Source organism: Winogradskyella marincola (assembly GCF_029624125.1).
Taxonomy (GTDB): Bacteria; Bacteroidota; Bacteroidia; order Flavobacteriales; family Flavobacteriaceae; genus Winogradskyella; species Winogradskyella marincola.
In genome coordinates this window covers 387,753-406,982 of record NZ_JARSBN010000003.1, presented here as the reverse complement: position 1 = coordinate 406,982, position 19,230 = coordinate 387,753, and the positions used below count along the sequence as shown (strand labels likewise).

Annotated in this window: 25 protein-coding genes; 8 read left to right on the top strand and 17 right to left on the bottom strand. The window is 32.3% G+C overall.

The window, feature by feature from the left end; genetic code table 11:
- Window positions 1–57 precede the first annotated feature (57 nt).
- Together P7122_RS07470 and P7122_RS07465 are read right to left on the bottom strand one after the other, a co-directional pair.
- Window positions 58–780, bottom strand: coding sequence for a hypothetical protein (locus P7122_RS07470; protein ID WP_278005158.1), 723 nt, complete (start codon window positions 778–780; stop codon window positions 58–60).
- 3 nt (window positions 781–783) lie between these two features.
- Complete coding sequence (locus P7122_RS07465) at window positions 784–2,337, bottom strand: DEAD/DEAH box helicase (RefSeq protein ID WP_278005157.1); 1,554 nt, start codon at window positions 2,335–2,337, stop codon at window positions 784–786.
- 156 nt (window positions 2,338–2,493) lie between these two features.
- Between P7122_RS07465 and P7122_RS07460 the strand changes: the two genes are divergently transcribed.
- On the top strand, window positions 2,494–3,426 hold the full coding sequence (locus P7122_RS07460) for a peptidoglycan DD-metalloendopeptidase family protein (RefSeq protein WP_278005156.1): 933 nt from the start codon (window positions 2,494–2,496) through the stop codon (window positions 3,424–3,426).
- A 22-nt stretch (window positions 3,427–3,448) separates the two neighbouring features.
- Window positions 3,449–5,668: a DNA topoisomerase 3 gene (locus tag P7122_RS07455; protein WP_278005155.1), complete on the top strand. Its 2,220-nt coding sequence runs from the start codon at window positions 3,449–3,451 to the stop codon at window positions 5,666–5,668.
- A gap of 21 nt (window positions 5,669–5,689) precedes the next feature.
- Here the strand turns inward: P7122_RS07455 and P7122_RS07450 are convergent, their stop codons facing one another.
- Together P7122_RS07450 and P7122_RS07445 are read right to left on the bottom strand one after the other, a co-directional pair.
- Window positions 5,690–6,157 (bottom strand): GyrI-like domain-containing protein, encoded by a 468-nt coding sequence (locus tag P7122_RS07450; RefSeq protein ID WP_278005154.1) that lies wholly within the window; start codon window positions 6,155–6,157, stop codon window positions 5,690–5,692.
- 9 nt (window positions 6,158–6,166) lie between these two features.
- The gene (locus tag P7122_RS07445) at window positions 6,167–6,622 is read right to left on the bottom strand and encodes a DUF4251 domain-containing protein (protein ID WP_278005153.1); all 456 of its coding nucleotides are present in this window, start codon (window positions 6,620–6,622) and stop codon (window positions 6,167–6,169) included.
- A gap of 167 nt (window positions 6,623–6,789) precedes the next feature.
- Between P7122_RS07445 and P7122_RS07440 the strand changes: the two genes are divergently transcribed.
- Both P7122_RS07440 and P7122_RS07435 read left to right on the top strand, forming a co-directional pair.
- Complete coding sequence (locus P7122_RS07440) at window positions 6,790–7,083, top strand: DUF3817 domain-containing protein (protein ID WP_278005152.1); 294 nt, start codon at window positions 6,790–6,792, stop codon at window positions 7,081–7,083.
- The gene (locus P7122_RS07435) at window positions 7,076–8,302 is read left to right on the top strand and encodes a mechanosensitive ion channel family protein (RefSeq protein WP_278005151.1); all 1,227 of its coding nucleotides are present in this window, start codon (window positions 7,076–7,078) and stop codon (window positions 8,300–8,302) included. The genes P7122_RS07440 and P7122_RS07435 overlap by 8 nt, the downstream gene beginning before the upstream one ends.
- An 8-nt stretch (window positions 8,303–8,310) precedes the next feature.
- Here the strand turns inward: P7122_RS07435 and P7122_RS07430 are convergent, their stop codons facing one another.
- From P7122_RS07430 to P7122_RS07420, 3 genes are read right to left on the bottom strand one after another with little or no spacing between them, the layout of a single operon-like run.
- Window positions 8,311–8,703, bottom strand: coding sequence for an acyl-CoA thioesterase (locus P7122_RS07430; RefSeq protein ID WP_278005150.1), 393 nt, complete (start codon window positions 8,701–8,703; stop codon window positions 8,311–8,313).
- Window positions 8,704–8,727: 24 nt separating this feature from the next.
- Window positions 8,728–9,252 (bottom strand): hypothetical protein, encoded by a 525-nt coding sequence (locus P7122_RS07425; protein WP_278005149.1) that lies wholly within the window; start codon window positions 9,250–9,252, stop codon window positions 8,728–8,730.
- 24 nt (window positions 9,253–9,276) lie between these two features.
- Complete coding sequence (locus P7122_RS07420; RefSeq protein ID WP_278005148.1) at window positions 9,277–10,170, bottom strand: DUF72 domain-containing protein; 894 nt, start codon at window positions 10,168–10,170, stop codon at window positions 9,277–9,279.
- 179 nt (window positions 10,171–10,349) lie between these two features.
- On the opposite strand from P7122_RS07420, the gene P7122_RS07415 reads away from it, so the two are divergent.
- Together P7122_RS07415 and P7122_RS07410 are read left to right on the top strand one after the other, a co-directional pair.
- Window positions 10,350–10,766, top strand: coding sequence for a glyoxalase (locus P7122_RS07415; RefSeq protein WP_278005147.1), 417 nt, complete (start codon window positions 10,350–10,352; stop codon window positions 10,764–10,766).
- Between the two features lie 7 nt (window positions 10,767–10,773).
- Complete coding sequence (locus P7122_RS07410; RefSeq protein WP_278005146.1) at window positions 10,774–11,220, top strand: hypothetical protein; 447 nt, start codon at window positions 10,774–10,776, stop codon at window positions 11,218–11,220.
- Here P7122_RS07410 and P7122_RS07405 read toward each other — a convergent pair.
- The 7 genes from P7122_RS07405 to P7122_RS07375 form a co-directional block, all read right to left on the bottom strand.
- Window positions 11,215–11,892: a DUF2461 domain-containing protein gene (locus P7122_RS07405; protein ID WP_278005145.1), complete on the bottom strand. Its 678-nt coding sequence runs from the start codon at window positions 11,890–11,892 to the stop codon at window positions 11,215–11,217. The genes P7122_RS07410 and P7122_RS07405 overlap by 6 nt on opposite strands.
- Window positions 11,893–11,964: 72 nt before the next feature.
- On the bottom strand, window positions 11,965–12,504 hold the full coding sequence (locus P7122_RS07400) for a hypothetical protein (RefSeq protein WP_278005144.1): 540 nt from the start codon (window positions 12,502–12,504) through the stop codon (window positions 11,965–11,967).
- 42 nt (window positions 12,505–12,546) lie between these two features.
- The gene (locus P7122_RS07395) at window positions 12,547–12,759 is read right to left on the bottom strand and encodes a hypothetical protein (RefSeq protein WP_278005143.1); all 213 of its coding nucleotides are present in this window, start codon (window positions 12,757–12,759) and stop codon (window positions 12,547–12,549) included.
- Window positions 12,760–12,774: 15 nt separating this feature from the next.
- Complete coding sequence (locus P7122_RS07390; RefSeq protein WP_278005142.1) at window positions 12,775–12,957, bottom strand: hypothetical protein; 183 nt, start codon at window positions 12,955–12,957, stop codon at window positions 12,775–12,777.
- 48 nt (window positions 12,958–13,005) lie between these two features.
- Complete coding sequence (locus P7122_RS07385; RefSeq protein ID WP_278005141.1) at window positions 13,006–13,170, bottom strand: DUF1328 family protein; 165 nt, start codon at window positions 13,168–13,170, stop codon at window positions 13,006–13,008.
- Between the two features lie 106 nt (window positions 13,171–13,276).
- Entirely contained in the window at window positions 13,277–14,179 is a 903-nt protein-coding gene (locus P7122_RS07380; RefSeq protein ID WP_278005140.1) for a mechanosensitive ion channel family protein, read from the bottom strand.
- 53 nt (window positions 14,180–14,232) lie between these two features.
- The gene (locus tag P7122_RS07375; RefSeq protein WP_278005139.1) at window positions 14,233–14,724 is read right to left on the bottom strand and encodes a Dps family protein; all 492 of its coding nucleotides are present in this window, start codon (window positions 14,722–14,724) and stop codon (window positions 14,233–14,235) included.
- A 246-nt stretch (window positions 14,725–14,970) separates the two neighbouring features.
- Between P7122_RS07375 and P7122_RS07370 the strand changes: the two genes are divergently transcribed.
- Both P7122_RS07370 and P7122_RS07365 read left to right on the top strand, forming a co-directional pair.
- Window positions 14,971–15,192 carry a hypothetical protein gene (locus tag P7122_RS07370; RefSeq protein WP_278005138.1) on the top strand — a complete coding sequence of 74 codons (222 nt, stop codon included), beginning with the start codon at window positions 14,971–14,973 and terminating at the stop codon, window positions 15,190–15,192.
- Between the two features lie 163 nt (window positions 15,193–15,355).
- The gene (locus P7122_RS07365) at window positions 15,356–15,790 is read left to right on the top strand and encodes a hypothetical protein (RefSeq protein ID WP_278005137.1); all 435 of its coding nucleotides are present in this window, start codon (window positions 15,356–15,358) and stop codon (window positions 15,788–15,790) included.
- A 54-nt stretch (window positions 15,791–15,844) separates the two neighbouring features.
- Here the strand turns inward: P7122_RS07365 and P7122_RS07360 are convergent, their stop codons facing one another.
- From P7122_RS07360 to hisIE, 3 genes are all read right to left on the bottom strand, one after another.
- On the bottom strand, window positions 15,845–16,630 hold the full coding sequence (locus P7122_RS07360; RefSeq protein WP_278005136.1) for a tRNA pseudouridine synthase A: 786 nt from the start codon (window positions 16,628–16,630) through the stop codon (window positions 15,845–15,847).
- 104 nt (window positions 16,631–16,734) lie between these two features.
- Window positions 16,735–18,534, bottom strand: coding sequence for a zinc-dependent metalloprotease (locus P7122_RS07355; RefSeq protein ID WP_278005135.1), 1,800 nt, complete (start codon window positions 18,532–18,534; stop codon window positions 16,735–16,737).
- Between the two features lie 95 nt (window positions 18,535–18,629).
- Window positions 18,630–19,229 carry a bifunctional phosphoribosyl-AMP cyclohydrolase/phosphoribosyl-ATP diphosphatase HisIE gene (hisIE, locus tag P7122_RS07350; protein ID WP_278005134.1) on the bottom strand — a complete coding sequence of 200 codons (600 nt, stop codon included), beginning with the start codon at window positions 19,227–19,229 and terminating at the stop codon, window positions 18,630–18,632.
- Window position 19,230 lies beyond the last annotated feature (1 nt).

Below are 19,230 nucleotides of genomic sequence, written 5' to 3'. Positions count from 1 at the left end.
TGATGGACTTTAATATTAAACTAAAAAATTAACAAAACACACTTAAATTTTTTATTATCAATTATTTAGAATGCTTTTTAGTTTTGATATATGATTTTTTAATCTGTCCTTAAAAACTAACAAATCGTATTGGTAGCTATCATAAAGAATAAAGTTTAGATAGGCTACTTTATTTCTGTAATCTGAACTATTATTGTGATATTCCTGGCACGCTTCATCACATATGCCGTTGTATACATATTGTGCAAACCAAGCATAGTTTTCTTTTAGGTAACCCAAATGATCTTTTAAAACTTCTGTAGATGACTCTTTATAAAAATTTGCTGTGATTAATATGCTTTTATAATCTTTTGCTATAGCTTTTAAAGTGGTATCAAGCTCAGAATTAGAAAGGTCTTCGTTAGAGATTAATTGTACAATTTCATCATCTAACTCAGGTAGTTTTATGCTTAAAAGCAGGTTTAAACACGATTCGCAATTAACAATTGGCTCAGTAGCTTTGGTGATAACTAAAACCGTGTCGATGGTTTTTTCAACATTAACCCAATGTTTAAGAACATCATCGATATCAGAATCGTCTTTTTGCATAAGCTCTAAAACTCTATTTGCAGAGCCTAAAAGCTGTTGCTGTTTTTGGTTTTCAAGATTGTTATTATTAACCTTGAGTGCAATTAAAATGCCCAAGACTACTAAGATGATTTCGCCCAAGGCATAAAGTATATAGTTCTTTAAGCGTTTGCTTTTAAGCATCTTGAGTCTTGAAGCATTAAAAATTCTCATATCTTATTCTTCTGGTGGATAGCCATGTATTTCTTCAAACTTTTCATCAAAGTTAGTACGTAGATACGAATTTAATTTCTTTTGGTAATCATCTTTTAACCACTTTAAAAAATTATAAGTACTCTTACTAATACATTTTGCATATACTTCTATACGCTGATTAATATCTTCCTTTAGCAATTTGGCTAGAGCAATTGCATCGTAAACATCTTCACTGTTTTCTATACATATTTTAGCATGATGTTCTATTGAGCGCTCTAATACAACTTTTGAAGATTCGCCTGCAGCTACAGCGTCTTTGTAGGTTTGTCTAATATCAAAATAGGTGTTTTCAGACTTAGAAAACTCATCTTTAATATCATCTGATAAGTCGTGCTTAAAATCTGCCTCAATAGCCTCATCACTTTTAATTCTGTCTGCATACCAATTAGGAGATTTAAAAATCAGTTGCCAATCAAGGTCTGCTCCCCAAGGACCAAAACGGTATAAGTTGTTACCAAGATCTATAACTGTAAACTTCTCTTTGTTGTTTAATATACGAGAACCACGACCAATCATTTGGTAGTATAGTGTTAACGATTTTGTTGCTCTGTTTAAGATTATTGTATCTATCGTAGGCTCATCAAAACCAGTGGTTAATATACTTACAGAAGTTAAGATGGCATTTGGTGTTTCGTGAAACCAATCTAGGATTTGTTTACGTTGCTTTTTTGTTGCTGTATTATCTAGATGCATTATTGGCAGACCAGCTTCTCTAAAAGCATAGTAAACACTTATTGAAGTGTTAATACCATTATTAAAGATTAAGGTTTTCTTACCTAGCGAATGTTTTTTGTAAGCATCTACTGTTTTTTGAAGCATTGCAGGACTAGAATATAAATCTTCTGAAGATTTTACTGTATAATCTCCATTAGAACCTACTTCTAGCGATGTTAATCCCATGTCGTAAGCATAGGTTTCACAACGTGCCAAGAATTCATTTTCTATAAGGCTTTCAATTGTTTCGCCTGTAATAAGTTCGTTGTAATTACCCTTCATAGGTAATTCTTTGTTAGAACTTAGAGGTGTTGCCGTAACACCAAGAATAAATGAGTTTTCAAAAAACTTAAAAAGTTTAGTAAACGAGTTGTAATGCGCCTCATCTATAATAACCAGACCAACATCAGATATATCTAGCTTGTTGTCGTTAAGACGGTTATTTAAAGTTTCTACCATGGCTACAAAACAAGAATAGTCTGCCTGGTCATCTAGATTAGCTTTACTGTTTACCACTTTATTAGCAACACCAAAACTCGTTAACATTTTTGAGGTCTGATTACAAAGCTCTACACGATGCGTCATTACCAATACCTTTTTGTTGTGGTTTTTTAGGTATTGACGTACCATTTCAGAAAAGATAACTGTTTTACCACCACCTGTAGGCAATTGGTATAGCAAATGGTAATCGTCTGGAGCATTATCAAATTTTTCAAAAATCTGACTTATGGCACCTTGTTGATAATCATATAATTCTTTGTCGGTTTTCTTCTCTTGAACAGCTTGTTTTGTTTCAGACATAAATGGATTTAATTTTTTTTGGGAAAGTGCAAATTTACGATACTTTTCTACAATAGCTGTTAATAAATTCTGAAGCCATCCAAATGTAATCTACTAAACAATATTATTTTTACGTCGTCGTTATTACAAATTGACTATAAAATTACATTTAAATACATGAAATACAGACTTTTTTGCATTGGATTTTTGTTTAGTGCCTGTTTATGTTTTGCACAAGAAGATTCTCAAAACAATTCAATAAAGTTAAAAATACCCACTGTAGACGGAAAAAGTTTCATTATTAAAGAAGTTGAATTTCCTTCAGAAAGCAGTGCTTCTTCAGAAGAAAATGAAGTTATAGATATTAAAGCTGAATATTGGGACAATACAGTTTATAACCCTTACAGAAATGTTGTAACAGAATTTCCTATAGAACTTACTTTTACCGATAGCACTTATTCTTCTCCTGTTTCTCACCCAAAAGTTGTAACCTCTCGTTATGGCTGGAGACGTGGCAGACCTCATAAAGGGATAGATATTGATTTGGTAACCGGAGACTCTGTAGTGTCTGTGCTAGAAGGTATTGTGCGTTTTGCACGTTATAGTCGTGGCCATGGAAAAACCGTTGTTGTAAGACATTATAATGGGTTAGAAACAACATATGCACATTTATCGCACATAGCAGTTAAGGCTAACGATACTGTTTCTAAAGGAGAGTTTTTAGGAAAAGGCGGTAATACAGGGCGCTCAAGAGGCAGTCATTTGCATTTAGTAACGAGTTACAGAGGAGAATATATTCATCCTGATTATTTGTTTAATTTTGATGATACAAACAGTATTCGCTCTCAAAATATTTGGGTAACCAGAAAATGGACCAGACCAAGCTATCATAGTTCTATACGTTTATCTAAACTTTCGCTTTTTGAAACCAAAGAAGATGCGTTGGCAAGTTTAGAAAAGCAACGCAAAGTATATGTTGTTAGAAAAGGAGATACTCTTTCTCGTATTTCTCAACGCAATCGTACAAGCATTGCTTCTATATGCAGAACCAATAAAATAAAGCGTACATCTACGTTAAGAATTGGTCAGAAGTTAATTTTAGAGCTTTAATTAATTTTAAATTTATTGTCTTTTGAAAGTTTGCATTGCCGAAAAACCTAGTGTTGCAAGAGAAATTGCTGCTGTTCTTGGAGCTACAACCAAGCACGATGGCTATTTTGAAGGTAATGGCTATGCAGTAACCTATACTTTTGGACACCTTTGTACACTTTGCGAACCAAGTGATTATAAGCCTTATTGGAAGAGTTGGGATCTTAACAACCTGCCAATGCTTCCTGAAAAATTTAAAGTAAAAGTCTCTAATGATAAAGGCATAAAAAAACAGTTTAACATTGTAAAGAGCTTATTTGATAAGGCAGATGTGGTTATAAACTGTGGTGATGCTGGACAAGAAGGAGAATTGATTCAACGTTGGGTCATCAACGAAGCAAAATACAAAGGGAGAGTTCAGCGTTTGTGGATTTCGTCTCTAACGACTGAAGCTATAAGAGAAGGTTTTGAAAACTTAAAACCAGCTGAAGATTATGATAACCTTTATTATGCAGGCTTTTCTAGATCTATTGGAGATTGGCTTTTAGGTATTAATGCAACGCGATTATATACAGTAAAACATGGTGGTTACAAACAAGTATTGTCTGTAGGTCGTGTGCAAACTCCTACCCTTGCCATGTTGGTTAATCGCTATAAAGAAATAGAAAACTTTGTACCACAGCCTTACTGGGAACTACAAACCTTATACAGAGATACTTTATTTAGTTATGAAGAAGGTCGTTTTCTTAAAATGGAAGATGGTGAAAAATTAGCTAACAAGGTAAAAGAACATGAGTTTGAGATTATCTCAATAACCAAGAAGAAGGGCACTGAATATGCACCTAAACTTTTTGACCTTACAGGATTACAGGTGTATTGCAATACTAAGTTTGGTTTTTCTGCAGATGACACCTTAAAAATAGCACAGCGACTCTATGAAAAAAAGGTAGTTACTTATCCTAGAGTAGATACTACATTTTTACCAGATGACATTTACCCAAAGGTTAAAGGTATATTGTCTAAACTGACTGATTATTCAAGTCTTACGCAGTCTGTTTTAAACAAAAAGATAAAAAAATCTTCAAGGGTTTTTAATGACAAAAAAGTTACAGATCACCATGCTATTATACCTACTGGAATGCAAACCCATTTGCAACCAGCAGAACAGCAAGTTTATGATATTATTGTAAAGCGATTTATCGCTGTTTTTTATGATGATTGTAAAGTGTCTAACACAACGGTTATAGGAAAAGCAGATGATGTAAATTTTAAAACTACTGGTAAAGAAATTTTATCAAAAGGTTGGCGTGTAGTATTTGAATCTGATGGCTCTAAAACAAAAGGAGAATCTATTCTACCTACTTTCACCAAAGGAGAAAAAGGACCACACGAACCTTCTTTTTTAGAAAAACAAACCAAACCACCCAAACAATATACAGAAGCCTCACTCCTACGCGCTATGGAAACCGCAGGCAAACAAGTAGATGATGATGAACTTCGAGATTTAATGAAAGAAAATGGCATTGGAAGACCATCTACACGAGCCAATATTATTGAAACCCTTTTTAAGCGTAAATACATAAAGCGAAATAAAAAACAAATTTTACCTACAGTTACAGGTATTCAGTTAATAGACACTATTCAGAATGAATTGTTGAAATCTGCAGAACTAACAGGTACTTGGGAAAAGCAATTAAAGGATATAGAAAAAGGCGAAATCAGCGCTAATACGTTTATTAAAGGTATGAAGCGTATGGTTGATGCTTTAGTCTATGAAGTACGAAGCGAAAAGGTAGAAACGCGCATTTCGGCAGTAAATAATAAGCCTGCAACAAAGCCTAAAGCGAAGGCAAAAACAAAGTCTAAGAAAGTGGTTGGGTCATCTTGCCCTAAATGTAAATCTGGCGAACTTGTAAAAGGCAAGTCTGCTTATGGCTGTAGTGTATATGGCAAAGGGTGCGATTTTATCTTACCTTTTAAATTTGGTGAGAAGAAAATATCAGACAATCAATATTTACGTTTACTAGATAAAGGCTCTACGGTAAATCTTAAAGGGTTTAAAGTAGACGGCAATTCTGTTGAGGGTTTATTGCGTTTTGATGATAGTTTTAAACTCAAGCTAGAACCTAAAAAAACAGGTAAACCACAGATTAAAGCTGGTGATACTTGTCCGAAATGCAAAACAGGTAGTGTGCTTAAAGGAAAAACAGCTTTTGGTTGTAGCAACTATAAAACGGGATGTGATTTTAGAGTAAACTTTTGATATATTTTACTTCATAAAAATCTAAGTGGTCATTATTACAGGTATGTAAAAATCCTCTTCAGAATCTGGACTTCCATTTTTGTACTTGTCTCCCATCACCTGAAAATGCGGTCTATCATCAATATTGTACCCAGAGTTTGGCAACCATTCTGTCATTATTCGCTGATATGTTTTGCCAGCATCCATGCCTTTATGAAGAAAAACAGCATACAATCCTTCAGAAATTGTAAAAGGTTGCATAGAATCTGGTATATTTATAAAATCAGATACTTCTGCACAAGCCCATATATTGTATGATGTTTCAAGATTTCCAAAATCTGGATAATCTTGTATGGCAATGAGTTCTTGGTTAATGGTGTTTTTTAACTCATGTTTCTTAGGCATAAAACTTTTCCAAAGCTTTATGATATTTTCATATTGATGCATAAGCATTTTGCTCTGCATCCCAACAACCTTTTTTTCTGTAAGTGCTACAATCTTAGGTTGCACTCTTATAGACTATTTTAAACCTCCTTTGTAAGATAGTTTTTGACCACTGTTGATATTTTCAAGCTTTAAAAAAGCCTTTCCAGTTGGCTTTACTTCTATTTCAGCAACGTGAGCACCAATTTTAAAGTTGATAGTAATTACATGATTTTCATCGTTAAAAGTTGTCTTGTAATTCTCTAATCCACCTTTTAGCATTAGAGGTTTGTTAACTTCTAGTGTAGATAATGGACCATAAATATTACCACCATTGATTGTTATTTTATTTTCATTTTCAGCTACTTCACTTCTATTATCCTCTCCAAAAACCCAAGTGGCTATAAAACTAAAATTTTGAGATTTAATCAATTTCTTATTTAGGTCGTACATTGCCTGTACTTTTTCTTCTTTTGTTAATGGATTTTGAGAAAAACCAGCAGATGGCATTGCTAATGCAAACAATAAACAAAGTATAAATAGCTTTTTCATAATTCTTATTTTGGCTCTAAGATACTACTATTTATAATTCATTTTGTTCTTAAGAAGATTAATTCAATTATAATGAATAAATAAACTCAATATTTTAATTCTTAAAAGCTGTTAAAATGCTATGATTATTCCTTAGTTGTACTGTACTTTTGCAAAAAAAATAGAGTATGTCAAAATTATTACCGACATTTAGAATTGTAGCCCATTTAGAAGGTCTATCTTATATCTTATTATTGTTTATAGCAACACCTTTAAAATATTTTGCTGAAGATCCGCAATATGTAAGATTACTAGGAATGCCACATGGTCTTTTGTTTATAGCATATGTTGTTATGGCAGTATTAATGAGTAAAGATATGAAATGGGATGGTAAGACATTAATGATAGTGCTTGTTGCTTCTATTATTCCTTTCGGAACATTTTATATAGATAAAAAGTATCTAAAGTCTGTAAATGCTTAGTGTAAGACACTATATATACGATATTCTTGTAGAACAAGGTGTGCCTGATATTACAGCGCAATATTTAAATATGTTGGGTTTGTTAATTGGGCTTCTTATCGTTGCTTTTATTATAGATTACATCACCAAGCGTATTTTGTGGAAGTTTTCTGCTACAGTAGCCAGTAAAACAAAAACAAACTTTGACAACATTTTAATAAACAATAAACTTCCTAGAAATGTTGCTCATATAATTCCGCTAATTATACTTATAGAGTTTGTTCCAGATGTGTTTTCGGACTTTGCCTATTTTGAAAATATAGTTGAAAAAACGCTTAAGATTATAGCTATTCTACTGACGCTAAGAATAATTAGGAGTTTCTTTAATTCTATAAAAGATTACCTAAAAACTTTACCACGTTATAAGGATAAGCCTATAGACAGCTACATACAAGTATTTATGATATTTGCTTGGATGCTTGGCATTTTTGCAGCGTTTTCTATTCTTACAGGTGTTACTTTTATAAAATTTGCTATTTCATTAGGAACAGCATCTGCAGTAATTCTATTAATTTTTAAAGACACAATTCTTGGTTTTGTTGCCAGTATCCAGGTATCTATTAACGATATGGTGCGTATTGGAGATTGGATTACGTTTGAAAAGTATGGAGCTGATGGAGATGTTATAGAAATTAATTTAGCTACTGTAAAGGTTCAGAATTGGGATAAAACGATAACCACAATTCCAACTTATGCACTGATATCTGACTCGTTTAAAAACTGGCGAGGTATGATGAACTCTGGTGGCAGACGTATAAAGCGATCAGTAATTATAAAAGCCTCTACCATTAAGTTTTTATCTGATGAAGATATCGAACGCTTTAAGAATATTGAGCTAATTTCTAATTATTTAGAACAACGCTCTAAAGAAATAAAGAAATTTAATACCGAAAAAGGGGTTGATAAATCTATTTTAATCAACGGTAGAAATCTTACTAATTTCGGCATTTTTAGAAAGTACTTACAAACTTACATGGATAACCACTCTGCCATTAATAAAGATATGACTTTAATGGTGCGTCAACTAGAGCCTACTCCACAAGGTATTCCTATGGAAATTTATGCTTTTAGTAGCGATATTCGTTGGGAAAACTATGAGTACATCATTGGCGATGTTTTTGACCATGTGCTAGCTTCCGTAAAGTATTTTGATTTAGAAATCTACGAACTTGCTATTTAAAGCAAAACCTAGTCGTTATTTAACCTGTCTTTTACGTACTCTACTTCTGTTTTACCATGTGGTTTTGGTTTGCCATCCGGACCAAGATTTACCATAATAATTTTATCTATGGTGAGTATGGTTTCTCTTGTCATTTTGTTTCGGACTTCGCACTTCATAGTTAAAGACGAATTGCCAAATTTTATGACTTCAATTCCAATTTCAATAATGTCTCCTTTTTTAGCAGAAGCCATAAAGTTTATTTCAGACATGTATTTAGTAACCACTTTAGGATTTTCTAACTGAATAACGGTATACAAGGCCACTTCTTCGTCTATCCATGCCAAAAGTTGACCTCCAAAAAGTGTGCTATTAGGATTTAAATCTTCGGGTTTTACCCATTTTCGTGTGTGGAATCTCATGTTATTGTTGATTTGTGGTGTCGTTTAATTGTTGTTTTCTAATGAAAAACTATCCATTATTTTAAGTGCCAATGTATGATTGTTTATATAATCTTCACTCAAGGTTACAAAAGTCAATGTATAGATATGCTTATTAAAATACCAAGTGTAAATAATAGTTTTAAACTTATAGGTATTATAAGTGCCTTCAGCTATTAATTTGTGAAACTTATGTTTGTCCTTATTTACAATTTCACTAACAATAAACTTGCTATCCGTCATCATAGCTTCAATTTGTTGTTCTACTAAAATTTTACAACTTTCAATTGTAGCTGTTGAATCGTTTAAATTCTGTATCAATAAATTAATATTCTCTACAAAAATCTCAGAATTGTTTGATTCTTTCGGATAAATGTAGATTTCAGTTCCGTTATCACCAGATGTATCTAAATTCCAATTCAGAGGATATTCAATTGAATAATTTTTGTTTTTATATATTTTGAAGTCTTCATTCTCTTGTGAAAGAACTATTAACGGAAAGAGAAATAATATGAAAAATGCATGTTTCATTAAATGATTGTTTTGAAATTTGAATTATAATAATTTTTGTTGTCCGTCAGTATCTTCATTAGGAATCTTTAAATCTGTTCCTAATTCAGCATTTAGCTTTTTTATAAAATATGCTGAAAGTAAAGGCGATTCTTTTTCAATATTTTGATGAACAAAAAAGTTGATATGCTCAAGACCATTGTCTTTCCAATACTTTAGTCGCTCTACCCAATCATCTAAGCGTGTATAATCGCTTGCATGGTTGGCACCAACGTAACGCACAAAAGCTCTGGAATTGGTTAAACGCATGTGCATAATATCGCGTCGTCCGGCACTATCTACAATAATATTTGAAACATTATTAGCCTCTAAAAGTTGATATAAATCTTCAGCAATGGCTTTGTCATTGTACCAATCGGTATGTCTAAACTCTACAGCTAACGGAATTTCTTTTGGCCAACCTTCAACAAAATTTATCACACGATCAAAATCCTTTGGTGCAAAATTGTTATGCATTTGCAGAAAGACACAACCCAACTTTTCTTTGAGGTTAACAGCGCTGTAAAGGTAATTATCTACCACAGGAGCTACATCATCATTTAGGCGTTTCCAGTGGCTAACTTCTTGATTTAGCTTTGGAAAGAATTTAAAATCAGCAGGTGTTTTATCGTGCCATTTCTCAAATTGCTCAGGTGGAAAAATTCTATAGAATGTTGCGTTGAGCTCAATAGAATTAAACTGACGCGAATAATACTCTAACTCGTCTTTTGTTCCTCTTGGGTAGAATCCTTTTAAATCTGCCTTGTTCCACTTAGCACAACCTACAAACACTTGCGTATGACCTGAAGGATTTTTTTGCAGTGTTTTTAAGGTGTCTGTATGGTCTTTTGGCAGAGTAAAATCTATTTCTTCTGGATGGTCTACACTTCCGAATTTCATAAAATGAGTTTTCTCAAATATAGTAGTTAATAGCGAGTTGCAACCGTATTTTGAATTAGATTTTTGAATACTAAAATCTTAAATGTTAATAACAACGTTAACAACAATATTTGCCTCTTTATATACAAATTGTCTTAATGGCTAATTTTAATACATCATTAATCCTAAATAACTTAACCATGGCTACACGCACTGAGTATTTGTTATCTATTAGACCCGTAATTTCGTCTGCTAAAATTTATGATTCTATGAGTTCTGATGAGTTATTTCAGAATAAAACATTACGACCAATCATAAAGATGCAGCACGATCTGTTTATTGCTGTTTTTAAAAATTACATCGCCAAACGTAAGAATGTTTTCTATGAGTTGACTTTACCAAAACAACTGGTTTACATAGATAACGCTATTCATAAGGATATGAAGTTTAGAAACTCTGTAAAAGGAATGATTATTGGGCAATTTACAGAAGAAGAATATGCATTATATATTAAAAATTCATCAGCATTAAATAAGCGCATGATGAATATTGTAAAAGAACGTTTATTAGACAGTATACAAGCATTTGCAAAGCCTGAAATATTGAAGGCGGTTTAGACACTAAATGAAATTAAAACAAGAACTACTGGATATTTGCTTACAGGATGTAAGCAAAAGAATTTCGCACTACAAAAATGAAATATCCTTTATAAAAGAGTCAATTGAAAGTAATGATAAAGTTAGCGATGAGGAAGGTGAATCTGGCAATTCTCAATTGCTAGAGGACTTAGAAAAGAACCTAAATTACCTTAACGACGCTCAGAAGGCTAAAGACTATCTTAATTTGGTAAAACCTAATGTTATTTCTCAAAACGTTGTTTTGGGAAGTATTGTAAAAACTGATAGCATCAACTTTTATATAGCTATAAGCAAAGGCAAAGTTACTGTTAGCGATGAGGATTACTACATTATCTCAATTCAGTCTCCAATAGGACAGCTTATTAAATCTAAATCTGTAGGTTACCAATTTGAGTTTAATGGAAAATCTTACGAGATTAAAGCTATATTATAGCAAAGACTCTCCGTTAAGATTTGTAGTAAGCACATCGCTCATATAATCAAAGTAAGGTCTAATTTTCTTAAATGCATCATTTACATTTTCAAGAAAATCGTCTTGTAATACTTCTTTGTCTGAATATTTTTTGATGAAAATGTATTGCTTTTTACGAATAAGATCTATTGCAGGATGCTCTTTATCAAAACCTTTTGGTGCAGTCTTAAGCTCATCACCTACAAAACTCCCCCAAGTTTTACTGAAGGTTTTGTCATTAAGAATAGCTCTCATTTCGCTATCATCCATTTCAAATTCTTTTCTAATTCTGAGCAAATCTTCTTTATTTGGTTCCCAAAAACCAGTTGCTATAAAAGACTCGTTGTTGGGTTGAATATGAAGATAGTAACCACCTCTTAGTTCTGGTTTTTTTCTTGTAAACGAACCTCCAAAATGTGTTTTGTATGGTTGTTTGTTTTTTGAAAAACGCACGTCTCTATAAATTCTAAAGATTTTCATTTTTTCAATCTGGTCGTGTGTGGCCATTAATTCTCCTAAATGGCTGTAAGCAGATTTTACTTTAGCTTCAATAGCTTTAAATTCTGGTTTATGCTCATTAAACCAGTCTCTGTCGTTGTTTTTGGCTAATTTATTAAAGAAAGAAAACGTATCTTTTGGTATGGTAGTGCTCATAGTTTTTTATTTGCATAAAAATAAAAAAAAGCCATCAATTGTGATGGCTTTTTGTAGTTATGTATTCTGCAATTACAGTTTACTGTCGTTAAACTTTTCAATGATTAGTGTACCTTCATCATCATAATACTCAACAACAAACATGTTGTCTTTAAAGTACCCTATTCCACTATAGTCTTTAGTATTAAATAGGTATACTTCGGCATTATTAGAAAACCTTGCATTACCAATCATTTTTTTTGACTTGTTGTCTACAATTTCGAATCCAGAATCTGTTGGGTTAAAATTGTAAACCATTCCATCTTTTTGGTAATAGGTTACTGTTGCCGTTTCGTCATAAAACGGATCGTTATCATTGTCTATATATATAACTTTAGAAACTTTGGTAGCGGGAAAAACCCTTGGAGCATTAAGTTTGCCTTTGTAACTAGGATCTGTTTTAATTTCTTGTTCTTTAGTTGTTTTTACCATAACCTTTTTTTCTATCATTTTACCGTCTTCCATGACGTTAATGACTCTGGTTTTGGTCTCAACTATTTTGTCTTTGTTTTCTTTTTGAGCCTGAACACTTACAAACATTGTAAGTGCCAAGGCTAATATTTTAATTTTCATCTTGTATGATTTATTTTATTCTGTGATTAAAGTCTTAAGGTATTACTTACCTCCGTTTTCTTCTTTAACCTCTTCTATTTCATCTTGTAAGTCTTCTGCAGCATCTTTTACATCATCGCTAGCGTCTTCTAGCTCTTCTCCTACTTCATCTAATGCTTGCTCAACTTTTTCGTCTGGTGTTTTTTGCTCTCTACAGCTTGTAGTTAAAATACTTAAACTAAATAGCGCTAAAAACAAATATGATAATCGTTTCATTGTGGTCTGTTTTTTTTATTTGTTATCAACTGCGTCTTCAACTTCATCAGATACATCATCTGCTGCATCTTCAATAGCATCTCCAGTATCATCTACTGCTTCCTCTATTTTTTCTCCTGTAGATTTTTGCTCTCTACAACTTGTAGTTAATAAACTTAGACTGAATAATGCGATAAATAAATATGTGAACTTTTTCATTGTTTTAAATTTTAGTGGTTAATGTTTGGTTTTTTTATATGTTTTGGTTTACAGTTTTTTTGTAGTTCCTCTAAAAAGAGAGATTACAAAAAGTACTAAAAACAAGAAGAAACATATTTTAGCTATTGTTGCTGCTCCTCCAGCTATTCCGCCAAATCCTAAGATTCCGGCAATAATTGCAATAATGATAAATGTGATTGTCCAACGTAACATAATTTTAAGTTTTAAATAATTAGTGTTATTCGATTTCTGACTTTCAGAAACCATGTATCACTCAGTGACTTTCACCGAATAATAAAATGCGTAGGAAGTGCTAGGTTTAGTTGTTTGAAAATGCTTCTTGTAAGTCTGGTGAGTTTACACTAAGCTTATTGTCAAACTGTAATGTTCTGATAGGGAAAGGAATATTAATACCTTCTTTATCGTAAGCCTTTTTTATTTCTATAATGGCTTTGGTTTTTGCTCTTAATTTTTCGAGCATGCTTTCGGCATCAATCCAGAATCTACATAGATAGTTTATAGAGCTGTCACCAAACTCTGTGTAATAAAATTCTACATCTTCTGGCTTTTGTACCTGATCAAAAGTCTTAGCGATGACTTCTTTAGTTAGTTGTTCTACTTTTTCAAGATCAGACTCATAACCTACTCCACATTCTAGGAATACACGCATTCTTGTTGTTAAAGAATAGTTTTTTAACGGGTTTTCTAAAATGGTTTTATTTGGAATTACAACTATATTGTTGTCTGCTTCCTTTAGAGTAAAATCTTTAAGATTGATATCTATAACTTCACCCGAATATCCTGTAGTTTCTACCCAATTACCAATCTGAATCTTCTTTCTGAACGATAATATAAGACCTGCAAATGTATTAGCGAGTGTACCTTGTAAGGCTAAACCTATTGCTAAACCTACTACACCAGCACCAGCCAATAAAGAGGTTAAGGCCTTACCTAGGTTTAACACTCCAAGAGATATAAACAAACCTAGAGCAACTACCACTACTGCTGTAACTCTTGATATTGCAGTAGTTATAGATTGTTGGTTTACTTTTTTTGATACCAACCTGCTTACTAACTTACTTATATACTTGGCAGCAAAATAAGATGTTACCATAACCAAAATGGCTAGTATAAAGTTGGGTATGTATTCTATTATTGTGTTAAACCAACCCTCAAGTTTAGATACTAAATTCCCAAGGGCAGTATTAAATTGCTCTTTCATTTTGTGATGTTTTTGTTATTAAATGTTGTGTTTACCTGCTTGAAATAGGCTTTTTACACTTCATTTAATTGTGATGCGGTTTCTTTGGTGAATGCATCTAACATCCAACTGCTTTTCTCTAGTTCTCTAATGTAGGCACCAATAAGATCTATTGTTCCTTCGTCGTTAGTTTGTTCGGCTTTGTCAATAACTTTAGACATTTGCTTTAGTAAGGTTGCATGATTGTCTAAAATAGCCTCTACCATCTCTTTGTCTGTTTTTTTAGAAGAAACTTCTTCAATTGAAGATGCTTTTAGGTAATCTTTTAAATTACTCATAGGATGGTATCTTAGTGTTAAGATACGTTCTGCTATTTCATCAATTTTCACTCTTGCATCTGTATATAATTTTTCAAATTTTTCGTGTAATTCAAAAAAATTATCTCCTAAAATGTTCCAGTGGAAATTTCTTAAATTTTGATAGTAAACGTGGTAGTCTGCTAACAAAGTGTTTAATTCTACAACAGTTGGTAATAATTTTTCGTCATTCATGTTTAAGTAGCTCATAACTATTGTTTTTGTTTGTTTTGTTTCGTTTCCATTCAATATATAAGGCATATGGGCTTGTGTCAAGTGACTTAACATGCTTTAACCATTTAGCACTTCTATTAACATAATTTTTTGTTAAAGATTATCTGAAATGTTAAGAGTTCTTAACGTGTTAATATCTTAAGAGGGATTGTTTTAAATAAACTTGTGAGTTGGCATAATTTTCAGTATAATGCGGTACTTTTAAAAATACACACTAATTTTATGGGTAGACCAGCAACAAGACCAACAAAGCTTAAAGATGGTTTCTATATCGAAATCAGAAACAAGGGTTCTAAAACGGGTGTTAAACTATACAGTGGCACTAAATTACAAATGCACAGAGCAATAAAAATGTACGAGCGTTCTAAAGAAGTGCTTATATTAGGTGAGTCTGTAAATGGAAAATTTGTAGAAAAAGAACCAAAATTACATGTTGTAGAATAACTAAAATATACAAAACACTAAAAGGGTAAAACTAAGAATTTTACCCTTTTTTATTTCTCTTAAATCATAGACTGTAATTATAGTCTATGATTTTTTTTATAAATTGTTAATTAAATGGTGTTTTATTAATACCAAAAAAACTAACTAATTAAATCAATTTATTATGACAAATTCATTACAAAAACCACCAATCTGGTTTTGGATTGTGAGTGCGATTGCACTTTTATGGAACAGCCTTGGTGTGCACGGTTACATAAGCCAAGCTTATGAATTATCAGCGTACACTGACGCTTATACTACAGATCAGTTAGAGGTTATATCTACTTTGCCTTCTTGGTATACAGCATTATTTGCTATTGCCGTTTTTACTGGTGCTTTAGGATGTTTACTATTATTGCTGAGGAAAAAAGCAGCGAAGTTTCTTCTTATTATATCTTTTGTTGCTGCAACTATACAAATGGTTTATTTCTTGTTTATAGCAGATTTAAAAGGTGTAGATTTTAGTGCTAACGAAATAATGAGCTATATGATTATTGTATTTGCTTTGTTTTTAGTTTGGTTTTCAAACCATTCTGCAAAAAAAGGTTGGATACACTAAATACACAACCAATCAAAAATAAGAAAGGAATTAACATTTGTTGATTCCTTTTTTTTATTCAAAATCTAATTTATGAAGAATTAAGCCAGAAGCAGGTGCTATATAATCCATAACTTCTTTGCTGTCTTCTTTTAAGGATTCTTTTATATAATCTAATGTTACCTCTCCTCTACCCAATTTTATAAGACAACCCATCATTAAACGGATTTGGTTTCGCATAAACCCTTTTCCTCTTACAATAAATACATAAGACTCTTGTGGAAAAAAGTTTGCCTTATAAATATCGTTATCTACAATTTTACAATGCTCTATCGTTCTATGATATTCGCCTTTGTCCGTGGCTTTATAGCAGTAGGTTTTATAGTAATGAGAGCCTTCAAAAAGTTTAGCTCCTTCTTTCATTAAATCTATGTTAAGAGGCTCTAAAATAGTTGTTAAAATCGGCGCACAAAATGGATGGTTTTTTTGCCCTTGAGAAAACACATAGTGGTATTCCTTTACTTTAGAATCTTGAATGATATTAAAGGTCTTATCAACTTCGTTAATTGATAACGCTCTTATGTCTTGTGGTAAATTATGATTAAATAAATCTAAAAAGCTATCAAAATCATCAATAGGATTGTTATAAATAAAAAGCTCAAGTGCAGCCTCGTTTGCAGATACCATTGCATCTGTTCGTCCAGCTCCAAGAGTTTTAAATCTTGTGTCTCCTAGAATATATTTTAATGTTCTATCTATCATAAGATGTAATGTTTTTACATCTGGTTGCTTTTGCCAACCATGAAATCGATAGCCTAAATATTGAATTTTTATAAGGTAATAGTAACGTTTTTCAAACATGGCAACAAGAACGTTATTTTATCGAAGACTGCAAAAAGTTCACCTAAACAAAAAAGGCTATCAACTAAAATGTTGACAGCCCTTTAAGAATTACTAACTATTTATTAATCTAAAATAACTTTCTTAATTTTTGACTGAATACTGTTTGAAACTTTTACAATATAAATTCCACTACTTAATCCAGACACATCAATAGTGTTTCTAGAAGATGTAGTGTTCATAATTTTGCTTTTAACCAATCTACCTTGTATATCGTATAGATTTGCTGTAGAAGCTTCTAACAATTGTCCTTTAACTACTAACTGACTATTAGAATTGTCAGAAAACACATTTAACTCAACAGTATTTACATCTTCTATTGACAAAGTGTTTGGCTCAATGTACAGCGCATAATCTTCTGACTGCCCATAAGCTAATGAGGTATAACAAGGCGAATTTATATCTCCTACACCAAACATATCATCAACATCTGTCATCAATCTAATCCTTACATAACTATCATAAGGAATGGTAGAAGGGTATGTTAATGATACAGGTACTATTGCACCACCAACAATATCTTCAGAAAAATGTTGTGTTTCGGCATCATCATCAAAATCACCATCGTTATTCCAATCTATCCAAACGGCTAACTGATGAAAGTTTCCTCCAGTAATTTCAACGTTCATTGTATAAGGATTATCAGAATTTATACTGAAAAGACCACTACAATTAACACTTCTATCTAAGTTACCTCCATCACCATTTGTTGTCGATGATGTAAAAGTTGTAGAATTTAATTCTACACTCAATATACCAGCTACATCATTACTAGCTGGTGAATTTGCAGAACATACCGCAGAAGGTGCCACAAAACCAGTTACTGGTGCTTCACCTCCTTTAGATTCAATAATTGCAGTATCTGTCATAGCTGCTCTTGATCTTGTTTTCTGATCTTCAGTTAGTCTATCTGTACAATAATAATAACTCATTACGTTGTTAATTGTGTTATTATCTACCCAAGGATTACCTGTACAAGTGTTATTGGCAGGACAAGTACTTGTCTCTCTTTGGTGTGGAACAGTATCTGCACAACCATCACTATCTGAACCTACAGTAACATCTGCAGGACATGTATCAGCTACACCATCATTATTACTGTCATCACCTTGAAACGTATGATATAAATGTAAAAAGTGCCCTACTTCATGAACAACAGTACTATTATCTCCATTAGAATTTAATCCCCAACCATTCGTGTTTCCTGGATCATAACCAAAAACAGAAGCCATCATTACAGAGCCATAGTAATTGCTAAATTCATTATAAAAATAAGCGTAGCCTTGAAAACCAAAACCACCATCATTATTATCTAATTCTGTTACAATCCAAAAGTTTAAATATTCAGTTGATGGCCAACTAATAAAATCTCTTATCGTTTCATAATCAGCACCACCAGAGCTAACCACATTAACACCGTTGCTAGCATAACCAGGTATACCAGAAGCATCAATTCTGTTTATTCCAGTAGTTGCAGCACAATTAGGATCTCTTTGAGCTAAAACAAATTCAATTTCAAAATCAACAGAACTACCAGGAGTTTGTCCTCTGTAAAAATCATTTAGATTATCGATACTACTTTGAATTTGAGCATCAGAAATGTTAGAACCTGTACCTTCTGCTTCACCTAAGTGAAGTACATGCACAACCACAGGAATGGTAAAAACAGTTCCATTTCTTAACGCTAGATCACTATTGGATATAAAATTTTGAATCTTTTGCTCAGCTAATTGCTCTTGCTGAACATAATTTGAGTTTTGCAATAAGGATTCTCTTTGTTTGTCAAAAGCACATTGCTGTGCAAAAACTGAGTAAGAAAACATTGAAAAAATTGCAAATACAATTAGAATTGTAAAGTTTTTCATTTAGAATTAAGTTAAAATTTAAAGCCGCAATATACACATTTTCAGCAAAAAACAACGTTTTGTCGTGAAAATATACGTTTAGTCGATTATTTCAATTATTCAGATCTTCTTTGAAGAATAGAAATAACATCTTCTAACTTGAATCCTTTAGCCTGCAACAACATTAAATAGTGGAATAATAAATCGGCACTTTCATTTAAAAATAAATCGTCGTTATTGTCTTTAGCTTCGATAACGACTTCTACAGCTTCTTCACCAACTTTTTGAGCCACTTTATTGATACCTTTTGCAAATAATGATGCTACATACGATTTTTCTGTGTTACCAGCTTCTACTCTACTTTGTATCGTGTTTTCTAAATTGGTTAAAAACCCATAAGATTCGGTATTGTCTTCATTCCAACACGTATCACTTCCTTTATGACACGTTGGTCCTTTTGGATTTACCGTAATTAATAAAGTATCATTATCACAATCTAATTTAATATCTACTAAGTTTAAAACGTTACCGCTTTCTTCACCTTTGGTCCAAAGTCGCTTTTTGGTACGACTAAAAAAGGTCACCAACTTAGTGTCTTGTGTTTTTTTAAACGCTTCTTCATTCATATAGCCAAGCATTAACACATTTTTGGTTGTGGCATCTTGAATGATTGCTGGGACTAATCCGTCGTTATTTTTATTAAAATTTATGTTCATT

What these genes read in the sequence shown, in the direction of transcription:
- P7122_RS07435 (WP_278005151.1), top strand. Translation starts at nt 7,076, where the DNA reads ATGCTTAGTGTAAGACACTATATATACGATATTCTTGTAGAACAAGGT.
- P7122_RS07445 (WP_278005153.1), bottom strand. Translation starts at nt 6,622, where the DNA reads ATGAAAAAGCTATTTATACTTTGTTTATTGTTTGCATTAGCAATGCCA.
- P7122_RS07465 (WP_278005157.1), bottom strand. Translation starts at nt 2,337, where the DNA reads ATGTCTGAAACAAAACAAGCTGTTCAAGAGAAGAAAACCGACAAAGAA.
- hisIE (WP_278005134.1), bottom strand. Translation starts at nt 19,229, where the DNA reads ATGAACATAAATTTTAATAAAAATAACGACGGATTAGTCCCAGCAATC.
- P7122_RS07440 (WP_278005152.1), top strand. Translation starts at nt 6,790, where the DNA reads ATGTCAAAATTATTACCGACATTTAGAATTGTAGCCCATTTAGAAGGT.
- P7122_RS07470 (WP_278005158.1), bottom strand. Translation starts at nt 780, where the DNA reads ATGAGAATTTTTAATGCTTCAAGACTCAAGATGCTTAAAAGCAAACGC.
- P7122_RS07430 (WP_278005150.1), bottom strand. Translation starts at nt 8,703, where the DNA reads ATGAGATTCCACACACGAAAATGGGTAAAACCCGAAGATTTAAATCCT.
- P7122_RS07395 (WP_278005143.1), bottom strand. Translation starts at nt 12,759, where the DNA reads ATGAAACGATTATCATATTTGTTTTTAGCGCTATTTAGTTTAAGTATT.
- P7122_RS07380 (WP_278005140.1), bottom strand. Translation starts at nt 14,179, where the DNA reads ATGAAAGAGCAATTTAATACTGCCCTTGGGAATTTAGTATCTAAACTT.
- P7122_RS07415 (WP_278005147.1), top strand. Translation starts at nt 10,350, where the DNA reads ATGGCTACACGCACTGAGTATTTGTTATCTATTAGACCCGTAATTTCG.
- P7122_RS07355 (WP_278005135.1), bottom strand. Translation starts at nt 18,534, where the DNA reads ATGAAAAACTTTACAATTCTAATTGTATTTGCAATTTTTTCAATGTTT.
- P7122_RS07425 (WP_278005149.1), bottom strand. Translation starts at nt 9,252, where the DNA reads ATGAAACATGCATTTTTCATATTATTTCTCTTTCCGTTAATAGTTCTT.
- P7122_RS07390 (WP_278005142.1), bottom strand. Translation starts at nt 12,957, where the DNA reads ATGAAAAAGTTCACATATTTATTTATCGCATTATTCAGTCTAAGTTTA.
- P7122_RS07365 (WP_278005137.1), top strand. Translation starts at nt 15,356, where the DNA reads ATGACAAATTCATTACAAAAACCACCAATCTGGTTTTGGATTGTGAGT.
- P7122_RS07385 (WP_278005141.1), bottom strand. Translation starts at nt 13,170, where the DNA reads ATGTTACGTTGGACAATCACATTTATCATTATTGCAATTATTGCCGGA.
- P7122_RS07370 (WP_278005138.1), top strand. Translation starts at nt 14,971, where the DNA reads ATGGGTAGACCAGCAACAAGACCAACAAAGCTTAAAGATGGTTTCTAT.
- P7122_RS07405 (WP_278005145.1), bottom strand. Translation starts at nt 11,892, where the DNA reads ATGAGCACTACCATACCAAAAGATACGTTTTCTTTCTTTAATAAATTA.
- P7122_RS07375 (WP_278005139.1), bottom strand. Translation starts at nt 14,724, where the DNA reads ATGAGCTACTTAAACATGAATGACGAAAAATTATTACCAACTGTTGTA.
- P7122_RS07360 (WP_278005136.1), bottom strand. Translation starts at nt 16,630, where the DNA reads ATGTTTGAAAAACGTTACTATTACCTTATAAAAATTCAATATTTAGGC.
- P7122_RS07420 (WP_278005148.1), bottom strand. Translation starts at nt 10,170, where the DNA reads ATGAAATTCGGAAGTGTAGACCATCCAGAAGAAATAGATTTTACTCTG.
- P7122_RS07400 (WP_278005144.1), bottom strand. Translation starts at nt 12,504, where the DNA reads ATGAAAATTAAAATATTAGCCTTGGCACTTACAATGTTTGTAAGTGTT.
- P7122_RS07410 (WP_278005146.1), top strand. Translation starts at nt 10,774, where the DNA reads ATGAAATTAAAACAAGAACTACTGGATATTTGCTTACAGGATGTAAGC.
- P7122_RS07460 (WP_278005156.1), top strand. Translation starts at nt 2,494, where the DNA reads ATGAAATACAGACTTTTTTGCATTGGATTTTTGTTTAGTGCCTGTTTA.